Here is a 15,700-nt window from a genome sequence, read left to right as displayed (position 1 = left end):
CCTAGCTCTATAAAGTTAATAACATTACAAGAGCCATTACAATCATAATAGCATTTTCTATAAAAGTAGCTTGCGTCATAGGTAATTTTAATGCCGTACCTAAACATGCACATTGTATACTTTTTTTACCCAACAAAGATTTAAGTACGCCTATTGTAGTTACTCCTAGAATTATAATGGTTACTACAAGTGCCATGGGTATCTTAAATCTCATTAAAAAGCATAGTCCTAAAGCAATTTCAATAAAAGGATATACCCAACCATATAATGGAAATACTTTTGCTATTGGATCATACATTCTAAAACTTTCAGGAAACCCTTTTAAATCTAACAATTTAAAAAAGCTAAATACTATATAAAAAAGCCCCATAAAGTCTAACATAAAACTAGTAGTACTCCACACTTTTATCTGTAACAAAATTGCTGCAACAAATAGATATAGAAAAATAAGCAACAGTGGTTTTAATTGTTGAATTTTTGACTTCTCATTGGTTGAATTTTGGGAGTTAAAATCAACGCTAATACCTTCATTTTTTTCAGAAACAGTATACTTGTCTCCTAATGCAGATTTAAAAATTTCAATTTCTAAAGGACTCTCTAACTGCACTAAAGCTTCGGAATTTTCTAAAGAAACGCTAGCGGAAACAACGCCATTTATCTCGTGAAGCTTTTTCGTAACGGAAGCCACACAGCCACCGCACGTCATCCCATTAATACTATATATTTTTTTCATGTTTTTCTTTTAATGATTTATAATTTGCTTTCCTAAAAAAATCAGAAAACAATAACACATACGCCATTTTCAAATAAGAAAACAACGTTATTTGTTAAAAATCAAATTAAGAAAACATTATCAAGTAACTGAATATCCTCGATAATTTTTGGTGGAATGTATTTTGCATAGGATTGGTTTTTTTCTACAGAAGAAACAAACAAACCTATGAAGGATTGAATATAGGTAACTAAAAATATTTGATGCTCTAAATCAAAATCATTAAAAGAAGGCTTAACATTGTTTTGACCTTCAAAAGCTATTAATTCATCCTCGCAACAAGATTTTTTTTGAACCTTAGCTATTTCTTTAGAATTAGAAGACATATCCATTCCACAATCTTGAGCATCTACAAAAAAAGCAACATCTACCAAATGCCCCATACAATAATGCTTCTCTACTTTCCATGAGGTAGTAGATAACAAAATTATAATAGCCATAAGGCAAGAAAAATAGCGATGTAGCTTTTCTTTCATAACAACAAAGGTACTAAATAACCGTATTTAAAATAATTTTTAGCATTCTATTAACGAACCTCTGCAAAAAAAAAGAAAAAAAAACACGAATTAGTATACTTAAAACCTAACATTAAAGTTAATAAGGCTATATGCACATAACCGCATTTTAAAACTATAAAAGCATAAGTATGAGAAAGAGCATGAAATTATTTTCAAAAGTAAGTTTAGCTAGTATTGTTTTTAGCTTATTCCTAGTAAGTTGTAGCAGTGACGATGGTTCCATTTTTGAAACCCCAAACAATGACGACACTGTAGCCACACTGGTAATAAACCAAGGAGACCCTTCCAAAGACATTTTTACAGCAAAAGCAAATGGCCAAGTTGGCACTAAAGTACCAGGAAGAGTTATTTATACCTCAACAGATATTACACAACGCAGATTATATATTACGCAAAATATTTCTGGAGCAGGAGATATGCCTTTTAATGATTTTGATTTAACAAGTAGCGACTTAAAAAAGGCTTTAAAAGCAGATGGTTCTATTGATTTAGATGGTGCTACTAAAAAAGAAATAGATTTTACTTTTGACCTACCTGTCCCAAATATAGATAATGGTTCTATAGTTTACAGCTTTTGGACAACAACAGGAAAAGGGGATTTTAGAGACCCAAACAAAAGAAAAGCTCTTGGAGTTGGCACAATAACAGTAACCGTTGGTACAGGAACAAATCCTAAAGCAGAAGTACATTCTTATACCGGAGTAAAATTATACGCTCCAGATGTAGAAGGAAGAACAGAAACCTTCTTTTCATTATTAAATGAAACTGTTTACAAAATTAATGTAGGCCCAGAATTTAGAGCTTTTTGGGATTTTGGATACTATTACGGTGTTTCAGGAGCTTCTAGTGGAGAATTAGCTTCTTTTTCTTCCACTGCAACTTATGATGCTAATTTTGGATTCCCTGTAGAAGGTCTTAAACCTAGCGCCACTGAAGATGCAGATGAGACTTTAAACGAAATGTTTTTTGGTTTATCTAATTTTGATGTAACTGCATTTGACAACATAACACTTTCTGGTGATTTAGATGTAGTTGTTAAAACTAACAGTCAAAACATAACAAACTTAGAAGTTGGTGATGTTGTGGAATTTGTAGATAATTATGGCAAAAAAGGTCTTATAAAAGTAACCGCTATACAAGCAGGGTTTGGAAACAATGACTTTATAGAGTTTGATGTTAAAGTACAGCCATAACAAAAGACTATTGTAAAATATAAAAAGCGGGTGTCTATATTTATATAGACACCCGCTTTTTATTTTGTGCTTATCCGTTTTAGTAAAACAATTGTTAATAAATTAAAGGAGAAAGAAAAGATAACTTTAGAAGGTTGTAAATTTGCGCTTTACTTTTTTATAATTACTGTTATTATGTTTGCTATATTAAAAACTAAAGTTTCTACCATTCTTAATTCTTCTAAAACAAACACAGATGAAAAACTAAAAGAAATTTGTGTTCTTTTAAAAGAATCTGTCTCCTATTATGATTGGGTTGGTTTTTATTTTAAAAATGGAGACAAAAAAGAACTTAAACTGGGCCCTTATGCTGGCGCACCTACAGACCATACTATTATTCCTTTTGGTAAAGGTATTTGCGGCCAAGTAGCAGAAAGCAATGAGAATTTTGTGGTTCCAGACGTAGCTGCTCAAGACAATTATATTGCTTGCAGCATTACGGTTAAGGCAGAGATTGTAGTCCCTTTATTTGTAAACGGAGAAAATATAGGGCAAATAGATATAGATTCTAACACACCAAACCCATTTTCTGAAGAAGATGAGCGCTTTTTAGAATATGTAAATGAAAAAGTATCACAAATTCTTTAAAACTTTAGGTTTATTGTTAATAAACTACCTCTTTTTTTAGTTTCAAAAAAATTACTTTTGCAAGCTTAGAACTTTAATTTTAAGCAAAGTAAAAATGAGTACCAAAAAAGCAACATCAGCCTTAATATCTGTATTCCATAAAGACGGATTAGAACCAATTGTAAAAAAGTTTAATGAACTTGGAATAACCATATACTCCACAGGAGGAACAGAAAAATTTATTAAGGACTTAGGAATAGATGTTGTACCTGTAGAAGACGTTACTAGCTACCCATCTATATTAGGTGGTAGAGTAAAAACGCTACACCCAAAAGTTTTTGGAGGTATCTTAAATAGACAAGATCATGATGGTGATGTTGCACAATTAGAAGAATTTAATATTCCACAGATAGATATTGTAATTGTAGACCTTTATCCTTTTGAAAAAACAGTTGCAAGTGGTGCTCCGGAACAAGATATTATAGAAAAGATAGACATAGGTGGTATTTCTTTAATACGTGCTGCTGCTAAAAACTTTAAAGATGTTCTTTGTGTTTCTTCTATGGAAGACTACAGCGAGGTTTTAGAACTAATTACAGAAGGTAATGGTACAACAACTTTAGAAGACCGTAAGCGTTTTGCAGCAAAATCTTTTAATGTTTCTTCTCATTACGATAGCGCTATTTTTAACTACTTTAATAAAAATCATGAAGAAGCTGCTTTAAAAATTAGCGAGACAAAAGGAAAAGTTTTACGTTATGGAGAAAACCCACACCAAAAAGGATTTTTCTTTGGCGATTTTGATGCTATTTTTAATAAACTTCACGGTAAAGAATTATCATACAACAATTTATTAGATGTAGATGCTGCAGTAAACTTAATGAATGAGTTTAAGAATGATGCTCCTACCTTTGCTATTTTAAAACATAACAATGCTTGTGGTCTTGCACAACGCGACACATTACACCAAGCGTATGTAGATGCTCTAGCTGGTGATCCAGTATCTGCTTTTGGCGGAGTTCTTATTAGTAATAAAGAAATAGATAAAGCAACTGCAGAAGAAATTCATAAACTTTTCTGTGAAGTTGTAATCGCACCTAGTTATGCTCCTGACGCTTTAGAAATTTTAAAAGGGAAAAAGAACCGTATTATCTTAATATTAAATGATATTGAGTTACCAAAAAACAATGTACGCACTTGTTTAAACGGAATACTATTACAAGAAAAAGATGCTAAAACTGATGCTCTTGAAGATTTAAAAACAGTAACTACGCTTACACCATCTAAAGAAGATTTAGACGATTTAATATTTGCCTCTAAATTATGTAAGCACACAAAAAGTAATACTATTGTTTTGGCAAAAAACAAGCAATTGTGTGCTAGCGGTACAGGGCAAACCTCCAGAGTAGATGCTTTAAACCAAGCTATACATAAAGCAAAATCTTTTAATTTTGATTTACAAGGTGCTGTTATGGCAAGTGATGCTTTTTTCCCATTCCCGGATTGCGTAGAAATAGCAGGAAAAAGTGGTATTAAAAGTGTAATTCAACCAGGGGGCTCTATTAAAGACCAATTGAGTATTGACTACTGTAATGAAAATGAAATTGCTATGGTAATGACAGGCACACGTCATTTTAAGCATTAATTTTAGTACCTTTATCGACGAAATGCACTTTTAATCGAAACCAAACTTTAAACTATGGGATTTTTTGATTTCTTAACAGAGGAAATTGCAATAGATTTAGGAACAGCCAACACACTCATCATACATTTAGATAAAGTGGTTGTAGACAGTCCATCTATTGTTGCACGTGATAGAATTTCTGGAAAAATAATTGCCGTTGGTAAAGAAGCCAACATGATGCAAGGTAAAACCCATGAAAATATAAAAACTATTCGTCCTTTAAAAGACGGCGTAATTGCAGATTTTGACGCCTCTGAAAAGATGATAAATATGTTCATAAAGAACATCCCTGCGTTAAAGAAAAAGTGGTTTCCACCTGCATTACGTATGGTAATTTGTATTCCTTCTGGAATTACCGAAGTAGAGATGCGTGCCGTAAAAGAATCTGCAGAACGTGTAAATGGTAAAGAAGTTTACTTAATTCATGAACCAATGGCTGCAGCTATTGGTATTGGTTTAGATATTATGCAGCCTAAAGGAAACATGATTGTAGATATAGGTGGTGGTACTACCGAAATTGCAGTAATTGCCCTAGGTGGTATTGTTTGTGACAAGTCTGTGAAAATTGCAGGAGATGTTTTTACCAATGACATTATTTACTACATGCGTACACAACATAATTTATATGTTGGAGAAACAACTGCCGAAGCAATAAAAATTGAAATTGGCTCTGCCACAGAAGATTTACAAACACCTCCTGAGGAAAAATCTGTACAAGGAAGAGATTTACTTACCGGTAAACCAAAACAAGTACAAATTTCTTATAGAGAGATAGCGAAGGCATTAGACAAATCTATTTTACGTGTAGAAGATGCTGTTATGGAAACACTATCCCAAACACCTCCAGAACTTGCTGCCGATATTTATAATACAGGTATTTATTTAGCTGGTGGTGGTTCTATGTTACGTGGATTGGATCGTAGATTATCACAAAAAACAGATTTACCTGTATATATTGCAGAAGATCCATTAAGAGCGGTTGTAAGAGGAACAGGTATTGCACTTAAAAACTTAGAGCGTTATAAGAGTATATTAATTAAATAAACTTTAAGTATATTCTTTTGTTTTTTGTTATCAATTTCCCCAAATTGAAACATACTATTTTTGGTAGTATATAATTTTGAACTGAATGCGGCAGATAATAAATTTTTTAATTCGATATAAAACCTTTTTGCTTTATATCTTTTTTATGATTATTTCATTGTCTTTCACTATTCAATCGCATTCTTTTCATCAATCTAAATTTTTTAATTCTTCTAATTGGGTAACAGGCGGAATTTTTCAAACTTCCTATAATATTACTTCTTATTTTGATTTAAAAAGTGAAAACCAAAAACTAGTAAACGATAATAAAAGGTTACGTCAAATATTATATAACAGCAAAATAAAAGATACCGTTCTTATAGATTCTTCCAACATAAACTATACTGTAATTTCCGGACAAGTAATAAAAAATAATTATGCAGATCAGCGCAATTATATTACTATAAATAAAGGAGAAAAAGACAGTATAAAACAAGATATGGGGGTTATAACCGATAAAGGTATATTGGGTATTATAGAAAACACCTCTAACAATTATGCATCTGTGCAAAGTGTTTTAAATGAACACTCCAATATAAATGCAAAAATTAAAAATACGGACCACTTTGGCTCTCTAATATGGAATACAGAACACTATAACACGGTGCAATTAATAGATATTCCTAGATTAGTGCCTATTACTATTGGAGACACCATAGTAACTGGAGCTATGAGTAGTATTTTTCCTGAAAATATTCCTATAGGAACCATAAAAAAGTTTGACCTAGATGACTCCAAAAGTTTTTACTATATAAATGTTTCGTTATTTAATGACATGACTAACATTAAAAACGTTTATATAATTAATAACCCTAATAGAGAAGAAATACTAAAATTAGAACAAGAGACCATTTCCAATGATCAATACTAATTTTTTTATAAATATTTTACGTTTTACACTATTAGTCTTAGTGCAAGTTTTGGTGTTTAATAGACTCCACTTTTTTGGGTTTATTAATCCAATGGTATATATATTATTTTTATACTGGTATCCTATAAAAGAAAACAGAGCAGCCTTTATTGGGTTAAGTTTTTTGCTTGGTTTATGTATAGACTTTTTTTCAGACACTATGGCTATAAATGCAGCAGCAACAGTTACTATAGCATACTTAAGACCTGTTATAATGAATTTTGTATTTGGAGTAAACTTAGAATTTCAAAGTTTTAAACTTGGAAACACAACTAAAGTACAACAAATCACCTTTTTAGCGTTATTAATAGTAGTGCATCATTTCGTATTTTTTACATTAGAAATATTTAGTATTACGAACCTATTGCTAATACTTAAAAAAACATTAGCCATAGGTCTAGCTACTTTAATACTTTGCTTACTATTTAGCACTTTATTTAGCGTTAAAAAAGAATGAAAAGACTATTATTATCCTCTTTAGTTATACTTATAGGAATTACCTTTTTGGGTAGGCTTTCTTATTTGCAAATATTTAGCTTTTCTCCAGACCAAATAGCAGAAGACCCTGCAATAAAAACAATTTATGATTACCCTGAACGGGGTTATATTTATGATCGCAATGGCAAGCTATTAGTGGGTAATGACCCCGCTTATGATGTAATGGTAATCCCTAGAGAAGTAAAACCTCTAGATACTTTAGAATTTTGTAGTTTATTAAATTTAGAGAAAGAAAAATTTATAAAACAACTTAGAAAGGCAAGAGTTTATTCTCCACGTTTACCATCGGTATTAGTACATCAGCTTTCAAAAGAAGACTATGGCAGGCTCCAAGAGAAAATGAGAAAGTACAAAGGATTTTATATTCAAAAACGTTCTCTACGATATTATGATACCAATAGTGCTGCAAATGTATTAGGGTATATTAGTGAGGTTAATGAAAGAGATTTAGCCAAAAACAAATACTATGTTCAGGGAGAATTAACTGGCCGAACAGGAGTAGAAAAACAGTACGAAGAAATTTTAAGAGGTCGTAAAGGCGTACAATACATTCAAAAAGACCGTTTTAATAGAGATATAGGTCCATATAAAAGTGGCTCTTTAGATACTATTCCGGAACAAGGAAAACAAATTAGCCTTACTATAGATAAAGTTCTCCAAGAATATGGAGAACAACTAATGGTTGGTAAACGTGGCGGTATTGTTGCTTTAGAACCTTCCTCTGGCGAAATATTATCTATGATATCTGGGCCAACCTATGATCCTTCTTTATTAGTTGGCAGAAAGCGTTCTAGAAATTACACCAAACTTTATAATGATACTATTGCAAACCCAACATGGGATAGGTCTATTCTAGCACAGCAACCACCTGGATCTCCATTTAAAACTCTGAATGCTCTTGTTGCATTACAAGAAGGGGTAATAGATGAAAATACAACTATACGTTGTTATAATGGTTTTTATGTTGGGCGCTCTAAAAAAGGATGCCACTGTGGTGGTGGTTTACGAAATGTAAATTCTGGAATCTATAAATCTTGTAATGCTTATTTTGCTGGCACGTTCAGAAAAATATACGAAAAATTTGAAACTACCGATGAAGGCATGGATGTTTGGGAAAAACACATGAAGAGTTTTGGTTTAGGAAATTACCTAGGATACGATTTACCCTATGGCCAAAAAGGCCGAATTCCTAGTAAAGAATACTATGATAAATGGTATGGAGATAATAGATGGAGTTCTTCTTATATAATATCTAATTCTATTGGCCAAGGAGAAGTATTAGCTACTCCAGTACAATTGGCAAATATGACCGCAGCAATTGCAAATAGAGGTCATTATTTTACGCCACATATTCTAAAGAAAATTGAAGGAGAAGCTATTTCTAACCCAAAATTTACAGAACCTAAACATACTACAATAGACCGAAAATACTTTGAACCTGTAGTACAAGGCATGGCCGATGTATATAGAAAAGGTACCGCAAAATGGGTGCAAATACCAGATATAGAAATTGCAGGAAAAACAGGAACGGCAGAAAATTTTACCAAAATTGATGGTGTAAGAACGCAACTAACAGATCACTCCGTTTTTGTTGCTTTTGCCCCTGTACATAAGCCTAAAATTGCCATTGCTGTATATATAGAAAATGGCTACTATGGATCTAGATACGCAGGGCACATAGCATCTTTAATGATAGAAAAATACATTAAAGGAGACGTAACTAGAAAAGACTTAGAAAAAAGAATGTTAGAAAAAACTCTAGAGCACGAATATGCTAAACCCTATAGTGGCGAAGAGTTTAAGATTAATGAATATGTCTGGTAAAAGTGTTCTAAAACGTATAGACTGGCTAAGTGTATTATTCTACCTTATTTTAGTATTCATTGGTTGGTTAAATATTTATTCTAGTACTGTTACAGAAGCAGAACCACAAATACTTAATTTTAAGGCATTACATGGCAAACAGCTTTTTTTTGCAGGAGTAAGTATCTTAGCTATTTTACTAGTTCTAGCATTAGAAGTTAATTTCTATGAGCGCTTCTCTAGTCTTTTTTACCTAATTGCCATGGTAATTCTCCTTGGTTTATACCCCTTTGGTAAAACTATTGCTGGGGCAACCTCATGGTACGATTTAGGTTTTTTTAACCTACAACCCTCAGAACTTGCCAAAGTAGCCACAGCACTAGCCTTGGCAAAATATTTAAGTGATATACAAACAGATATTAAACGTAGAAAAGACCAGTTATACGCCATTTTAATACTCTTAATACCTGCTATTTTAATTATACCGCAACCAGACCCAGGTAGTGCTTTAGTATTTTTTGCACTACTATTTGTAATATTTAGAGAAGGTTTACCGCTATACTATTTAGGAATCTTATTTTTAGTTATTCTCATATTTGTGGCTACCTTAAAGTTTGGTACTTTATGGCTTACAATTTCCTTAGCGTTATTAACTACCATTTTCTTTTTAATAAAAAGAAAAACATTTAAAGTCCCTATTATACCTTTTGCATCTGCATTAGTTGCTATTGTGCTATTCTCGCTATCGGTAAATTTTGTTTTTAATCATGTTTTTGAACAAAGACACAGAGACCGTTTTAGTCTTTGGCTGCGGTTAGAAAAAGACCCTAAAAAATTAGAGCAAATACGAAAAACTATTGGATACAATACCTACCAGTCCGAAAAAGCAATAGAATCTGGCGGATTAATAGGAAAAGGATTTTTAGAAGGTACACGTACAAAAGGAGATTTTGTACCCGAACAACATTCGGATTATATATTTAGTACCATTGGAGAAGAATGGGGCTTTTTAGGAACTTCTTTAGTTGTACTCACATTTACATTTCTTTTTCTAAGGTTAATACACTTGGCAGAACGACAAAAAAACCCATTTTCTAGAATGTATGGCTATGGCGTAGTTTCTATTCTTTTTATTCACTTTTTAATTAATGTGGGTATGGTAATAGGCATATTACCAACTATTGGTATTCCTTTGCCATTTATGAGTTATGGGGGGTCTGGTCTACTATTTTTTACCATATTACTCTTTATCTTTTTACGATTAGATGCTAATAGACTAAAAGAAAGTTTTTAAAATTTCCAGCCATTAGTTGTAACTTTTCGCTCTATTTTATCCTGTTTTTCTTTAGAAAGTTCTTTAAAAAAATCAATTCCAGTACGTTTCTCAATAACATCTACTGGTACTAAAAATTGTTTTATTGGGGAAGAACTCTCTTTATTCTCCATTAAAAAAGCAACTACACTTAAATTATCTTTTTCTCCTTTCGCAATAATTTTATAAAAGTAATTAGGCACAGCAACATCTTCGTCTCCTATTTCTTCTAAACCTTTTTCTAAAACCCCTCCAGTTATTACAAATACACTCCCGTACTTTTTTGCCCAGTATCTTGTTTTCATTTCTAGCCTATTCCAAATACCAGCATTAAAATCTCGGTTTTGCGGGCTAATGTTACTTGTATAAAACGTTTCATCATAAGCTTGTTTAGAAAACCTACGATCCCCTGCAGGGCATAAATGCCCACGATCATAACCAGAACCTTTGTAATTTCGCCAATCTGCAGATTTTGTTTTTACCATTGGATCTTCTATAAAATAAGGTCTTTTTCTATCCTCATAAGTTAAATCCTTTTTATCTAACTTATAAGCCACCCACTCTGCTTGCTCATAAGCCTCATTATACGATAAAGAATAATACGAATGCTCTATAATACTTCCTGTGGTAGAACTTGGCATAAAATACGCAGAAACCTCTTTTTTTAAACCCTCAGAATTTTTATCGGAATACGTAGCTGGAGTATAAAAATTTTCGAACAACCAAAAACCAACCACACAGATTAGCATTAATATAGAATATATAGTCTTATTAGAATAGCTTTTTCTCATGTTTCAAATTTAACGTAATTTAGTGGTATATAACGTAAGGTTTGTACCTTGTGTAAGACTATTATGCTAGTTTAGTATTCATAAAAACAGAAAGGAAAATTACCATGCTAACATGGAAAGATATAATTAATTTTAGCGTTAAAGGAAACCCTACTCCAGATAAAAGAGTAGAAAAAACGGATGCCGAATGGCAAAAAATATTAACGCCAGAACAGTATAGAGTTACCAGACAAAAAGGAACCGAAGCACCACATTCTGGAGCGCTTTGTAGTGCCCATGAAGCTGGCAAATACAATTGTGTTTGTTGCAACACACCATTATTTAATTCTACTATTAAATTTGAATCTGGTACAGGCTGGCCAAGTTTTACACAACCTGTAAAAGAAAATGCTATTAAGTATGAGAAAGACACTACCTATGGTATGATTAGAGTAGAAGTTATGTGTAACACTTGCGATTCCCATTTAGGGCATATTTTCCCAGATGGTCCAGAACCAAGCGGTTTACGCTATTGTGTAAACTCGGAATCATTAACATTAAACAAAGAAATAAATGCATAATTCTAAAATACAAATTGCTACTATTGGTGGCGGCTGCTTTTGGTGTGTAGAGGCTGTTTTTAATCAAATAAAAGGGATACAAAAAATAGTATCTGGTTATAGTGGTGGTACAGCCCCCGGTAAACCAACCTATAGAGAAGTTTGTTCTGGACTTACTGGCCATGCCGAAGTAATACAAGTTACTTTTGATGCCAATATAATCTCTTATAAAGATATATTAGTAATTTTTATGACCAGCCACGACCCTACTACCCTAAATAGGCAAGGTGGTGATGTAGGCACCCAATACCGTTCTGTAATTTACTACCATACTCCAGAACAAGAGAAAATTGCAAAAGAAGTTATTAAAGAAGTAAGCCCTTATTACGAAGACCCAATAGTAACCGAAATTAGCGAATTGCCTATTTTTTACGAGGCAGAAGATTACCACCAAGATTACTATAGCAACAATACAGAACAAGGTTTTTGTAGTGCTGTTATAACCCCTAAGCTTGCAAAATTGCGAAAAATGCATGCTAACATGTTAAAATAAAGATTTTTACCACTGGTCTACACTAAATAGCAACTGGGCTACAAAGCGCTAAAAAATGGGGTTTAAGAAAGTACTTTAGCAGAACAATCTTAAACCCCATTACTATGAATACCACAAAAACATACTACCGTATTGCACTTACTTTATTCACTATAGCTATAGTATATGCTGTAGCAAATTCTTTTATAAACTATGATGCAATAGTACTTAAATTTCAACAACTAGGATACCCTACTTATTTAATATATGTTATTGGAGCAGCACAATTATTAGGCATAACTATAATTTTATTAAACAAAGGAAAATGGCTTATAGAATGGGCCTATGCAGGATTCTTCATGAATTTCTTATTTGGCATTATTGCTCATTTATTAGCAAAGGATGGCAACGGAGCAGCAGCAGTTGTTTGTTTAGTACTAGTTTGGGTTACCTACATTCAAAATAAAAAGCTAAAATACCATAAAGAAACCCCTAAAACTAAAGAAAATGAGGAACCAAAATCTTATATAAAAGTAGCATAATTAAAGATGTTATACTTTTTAGATTACCTATAAAAGCCTGCTTTTTAAAAAGTGGGCTTTTACTTTTTAGGTGATTGCTGTTTAAAATTGCTTTATTCATGTATTTTTTATTTTTTTATAGGTATTCATCGGTCGCTACGCTCGGTCAGTTCTTATCTTTATAGGATAATTCACAGTCCGATCTTAAATTCTTTCCCACCCAGGAGAGTTGTGAATTGCTTTCAGTTCTTATCTTTATAGGATAATTCACAGTTAGTTACCTACCAACATAGAGACCATTCCGGTTGTGAATTGCTTTCAGTTCTTATCTTTATAGGATAATTCACAGTTTTAGTTCATCCTGGTACACCTCATTATACGTTGTGAATTGCTTTCAGTTCTTATCTTTATAGGATAATTCACAGTTGCCGTTTCATCTTTTAAAGCTGTACCGTTGTTGTGAATTGCTTTCAGTTCTTATCTTTATAGGATAATTCACAGTTGTAACTTGTATATATGTAGGTTCTTCTGGTTGTGAATTGCTTTCAGTTCTTATCTTTATAGGATAATTCACAGTAACCAAGTTCCAAAAGGTCATATTTGTCTAGTTGTGAATTGCTTTCAGTTCTTATCTTTATAGGATAATTCACAGTCATATAAGTGAGGAGTTAAAGAAGTGTTTGGTTGTGAATTGCTTTCAGTTCTTATCTTTATAGGATAATTCACAGTGAATGACAACACCTATTAAAACCTATGCAAGTTGTGAATTGCTTTCAGTTCTTATCTTTATAGGATAATTCACAGTCTGAAAAATATAAACCGATATACACTACAGAGTTGTGAATTGCTTTCAGTTCTTATCTTTATAGGATAATTCACAGTACCTATGGCTTTTTGTGAAGGCTCTCCTAGTTGTGAATTGCTTTCAGTTCTTATCTTTATAGGATAATTCACAGTATACCCGCCATAAAAAGCTGGTATACTGTTATTTAAACTTGTTTTTAGAAATAAAAAAAAGAGAGTAACGAGGTCTCGACTGCGCTCGACCTGACAAGACTGCGCTCGACCTAACATTTTTAAACGCAACTTTTGTATTAAAAAAGCTCTAATTGCTGACTAGGTGGTTCTGGTGGTGTTTCTTTTTGTCCATGAAACAACTCCATCATCCCAAATTGTTTATCGGTTATTTACATAATACACACCTTACCTTTTTTGGGTAACATATTTTTTGTTCGTTTTATATGTACTGCTGCATTTTCTCTACTAGCACTAAAACGCATATAAATACTAAATTGGAACATAGCAAAACCATCATTCAACAAGTTTTTTCTAAAACGTGCCGCGGTTTTACGTTCTGTTAAAGTTTCGGTTGGTAAATCAAAAAAAACAAGTACCCACATACTACGATATTGATTTAAACGGCTAAAATTGCTCTGGTTCATCATTTATATATTAAAAACAACAGTGTCAAGTCTAGTGCAGTCTTTTTAGATTTATTGCAGCCTTCACAGGTCGTACGCAATCGTGTCAAATCGAGCGCAGTCTTGTCAGGTCGAGCGCAGTCGAGACCTCAGTCTGGCTTATAGGTATAATGACTAGCATTCCTACATTCTGCTAAAATTTTTAGCATTTTTTCATCGCCATTGGCTAAAGCCCATTTCTTTTTACTACTCCATTTTTTAATTTGTTTCTCTACTAAAATAGCTTGTGCAATGTCATTAAATATTTGGTGCCATATTAAATGCACTGGTCTTCTCTTATAGGTATAACTGCTTTTATTTTTACCTAGCTGATGTTCTTCTAATCTTCTGCTTAGATTATTAGTAAGGCCTGTATATAAAAGACCGTCATTACATTTTAATATGTATACGAAATAGGTTTTCATGATTTGTTATTAATTGACATAATTTGTTCTCGACTGCGCTCGAACTGACAAGGTTGCCCGACTGCGCTCGAACTGACAAGGTTACTCGACTGCGCTCGTACTGATATTGGTTCTAATCATTAATTTTAAACAACTTTATGTAAACATATTTACAACTTTAATGCTGGATATAATATTCTTCGGCTACTGCCATAAAAACACTCGTACAAACTATTGGTGGTACGGCTCATGGCATTCATTAATGGACTTTTTTTACCATCTATTACCACATCCATTGCGGGTATGTGCAATAATTCATTTTTTAGTTGGATATTAAGCTCTTCTATTTGGCAACCCGTAGCTACTAAATCATAGACCAGCATATCTACAAAAGGTCTATACGGCTCCATAATATCATCTGCCAAACAAAATGCATTGTATTTATTTCTATGGAATATACCTACACTGGGTAACATACCGCTACTTACCAAAGCCCTTGCCGTTACGGCTCGTAATATGGCATAGCCATAATTTAAAAGATTGTTTGGCGCTACTCCTTTTTGGTTACGACTAAAGCCTTCTATACCTGTAAATAACTCCTGAAAATAGTACGCCGCAGCATAAGCTTCATGGTTTTGAGCATCACCGCTTTTTACTTCTTTTGCCCAGCGTTTTAACTTTAAGGCGTTTTTAGATTGTACTAATAAATGCTGTGCTTGGTTCTCAATTTTTGCCTGTACGGTTTGTTGCCATAATTGCTTTTTTAAAGGTACGCTGGCATTTAATTGGTGACGCATACGCTCCGTCTGTTCTGTATGCCCTACCAAGGGTTGCAAAAAACCACAGGGTAAATGTTGCTTATCGCAGGTTAAAACGGCGGTTTTATTTTGTACTAATTTCATTAATAAACCAGTAGTAATGGTTATTTGTGAGTTTTCTAAAACTACAAATCCTAAATCTTCTATGGCTGCCGTTCTTTCTTCTTTACCCTCTTCTGGGTATGTTGCTACCAATTGCTCATTTCGGGTGCTTAAGTATACTGGGTTACCAAAAAAGAGGGTGCGTTTGATCATA

At 32.9% G+C, this 15,700-nt stretch carries 16 protein-coding genes, 1 pseudogene and 1 CRISPR repeat array; of the genes and pseudogenes, 11 read left to right on the top strand and 6 right to left on the bottom strand.

Going from position 1 to position 15,700, the window contains the following annotated elements; all coding sequences use genetic code 11:
* Nucleotides 1-7: 7 nt before the first annotated feature.
* Together Q0820_RS10485 and Q0820_RS10480 are read right to left on the bottom strand one after the other, a co-directional pair.
* A complete protein-coding gene (locus Q0820_RS10485; protein WP_298487590.1) occupies nt 8-733 on the bottom strand; it encodes a heavy-metal-associated domain-containing protein in 726 nt (241 codons plus the stop codon).
* Between the two features lie 101 nt (nt 734-834).
* Entirely contained in the window at nt 835-1,248 is a 414-nt protein-coding gene (locus tag Q0820_RS10480) for a hypothetical protein (protein ID WP_298487589.1), read from the bottom strand.
* A 170-nt stretch (nt 1,249-1,418) separates the two neighbouring features.
* Between Q0820_RS10480 and Q0820_RS10475 the strand changes: the two genes are divergently transcribed.
* From Q0820_RS10475 to rodA, 8 genes are all read left to right on the top strand, one after another.
* On the top strand, nt 1,419-2,483 hold the full coding sequence (locus tag Q0820_RS10475) for a hypothetical protein (protein WP_298487588.1): 1,065 nt from the start codon (nt 1,419-1,421) through the stop codon (nt 2,481-2,483).
* A 174-nt stretch (nt 2,484-2,657) separates the two neighbouring features.
* Nucleotides 2,658-3,110, top strand: coding sequence for a GAF domain-containing protein (locus Q0820_RS10470; RefSeq protein ID WP_298487587.1), 453 nt, complete (start codon nt 2,658-2,660; stop codon nt 3,108-3,110).
* Nucleotides 3,111-3,204: 94 nt separating this feature from the next.
* The gene (gene purH / locus Q0820_RS10465; protein ID WP_298487586.1) at nt 3,205-4,734 is read left to right on the top strand and encodes a bifunctional phosphoribosylaminoimidazolecarboxamide formyltransferase/IMP cyclohydrolase; all 1,530 of its coding nucleotides are present in this window, start codon (nt 3,205-3,207) and stop codon (nt 4,732-4,734) included.
* Nucleotides 4,735-4,788: 54 nt separating this feature from the next.
* Nucleotides 4,789-5,817: a rod shape-determining protein gene (locus Q0820_RS10460; protein ID WP_298477967.1), complete on the top strand. Its 1,029-nt coding sequence runs from the start codon at nt 4,789-4,791 to the stop codon at nt 5,815-5,817.
* 85 nt (nt 5,818-5,902) lie between these two features.
* Nucleotides 5,903-6,727, top strand: coding sequence for a rod shape-determining protein MreC (gene mreC / locus Q0820_RS10455; RefSeq protein WP_298487585.1), 825 nt, complete (start codon nt 5,903-5,905; stop codon nt 6,725-6,727).
* 91 nt (nt 6,728-6,818) lie between these two features.
* Nucleotides 6,819-7,223: a rod shape-determining protein MreD gene (locus Q0820_RS10450; protein ID WP_366941656.1), complete on the top strand. Its 405-nt coding sequence runs from the start codon at nt 6,819-6,821 to the stop codon at nt 7,221-7,223.
* Nucleotides 7,220-9,088, top strand: a complete 1,869-nt coding sequence (gene mrdA / locus Q0820_RS10445) for a penicillin-binding protein 2 (protein WP_298487583.1) — start codon at nt 7,220-7,222, stop codon at nt 9,086-9,088. The genes Q0820_RS10450 and mrdA overlap by 4 nt, the downstream gene beginning before the upstream one ends.
* Entirely contained in the window at nt 9,078-10,361 is a 1,284-nt protein-coding gene (rodA, locus tag Q0820_RS10440) for a rod shape-determining protein RodA (RefSeq protein WP_298487582.1), read from the top strand. The genes mrdA and rodA overlap by 11 nt, the downstream gene beginning before the upstream one ends.
* On the opposite strand, the gene Q0820_RS10435 is transcribed toward rodA, so the two are convergent.
* Entirely contained in the window at nt 10,358-11,170 is an 813-nt protein-coding gene (locus Q0820_RS10435) for a DNA/RNA non-specific endonuclease (protein ID WP_298487581.1), read from the bottom strand. The genes rodA and Q0820_RS10435 overlap by 4 nt on opposite strands.
* A 104-nt stretch (nt 11,171-11,274) precedes the next feature.
* Here Q0820_RS10435 and msrB point away from each other — a divergent pair, with 104 nt between their 5' ends.
* The 3 genes from msrB to Q0820_RS10420 all read left to right on the top strand — a co-directional run bounded on the left by msrB (nt 11,275) and on the right by Q0820_RS10420 (nt 12,783).
* Entirely contained in the window at nt 11,275-11,730 is a 456-nt protein-coding gene (gene msrB, locus Q0820_RS10430) for a peptide-methionine (R)-S-oxide reductase MsrB (protein ID WP_298487580.1), read from the top strand.
* Entirely contained in the window at nt 11,723-12,262 is a 540-nt protein-coding gene (gene msrA, locus Q0820_RS10425) for a peptide-methionine (S)-S-oxide reductase MsrA (protein WP_298487579.1), read from the top strand. The genes msrB and msrA overlap by 8 nt, the downstream gene beginning before the upstream one ends.
* A gap of 104 nt (nt 12,263-12,366) precedes the next feature.
* Entirely contained in the window at nt 12,367-12,783 is a 417-nt protein-coding gene (locus tag Q0820_RS10420; RefSeq protein WP_298487578.1) for a DoxX family protein, read from the top strand.
* Nucleotides 12,784-12,928: 145 nt separating this feature from the next.
* A CRISPR array of direct repeats spans nt 12,929-13,719; the repeat unit is 32 nt; unit sequence TCAGTTCTTATCTTTATAGGATAATTCACAGT.
* Nucleotides 13,720-13,856: 137 nt separating this feature from the next.
* Here Q0820_RS10420 and cas2 read toward each other — a convergent pair.
* The 3 genes and pseudogenes from cas2 to cas1 form a co-directional block, all read right to left on the bottom strand.
* A pseudogene (cas2, locus tag Q0820_RS10415) lies at nt 13,857-14,204 on the bottom strand (CRISPR-associated endonuclease Cas2).
* 128 nt (nt 14,205-14,332) lie between these two features.
* Nucleotides 14,333-14,647, bottom strand: a complete 315-nt coding sequence (locus tag Q0820_RS10410) for a GIY-YIG nuclease family protein (protein ID WP_298487577.1) — start codon at nt 14,645-14,647, stop codon at nt 14,333-14,335.
* 149 nt (nt 14,648-14,796) lie between these two features.
* Nucleotides 14,797-15,699: a type II CRISPR-associated endonuclease Cas1 gene (cas1, locus tag Q0820_RS10405; protein ID WP_298487576.1), complete on the bottom strand. Its 903-nt coding sequence runs from the start codon at nt 15,697-15,699 to the stop codon at nt 14,797-14,799.
* Between the last annotated feature and the right edge of the window lies 1 nt (nt 15,700).

Origin of the sequence: uncultured Maribacter sp., assembly GCF_947495965.1 — a bacterium.
GTDB lineage: Bacteria > Bacteroidota > Bacteroidia > Flavobacteriales > Flavobacteriaceae > Maribacter_B.
This window is presented reverse-complemented; position numbering and strand designations above follow the sequence as displayed.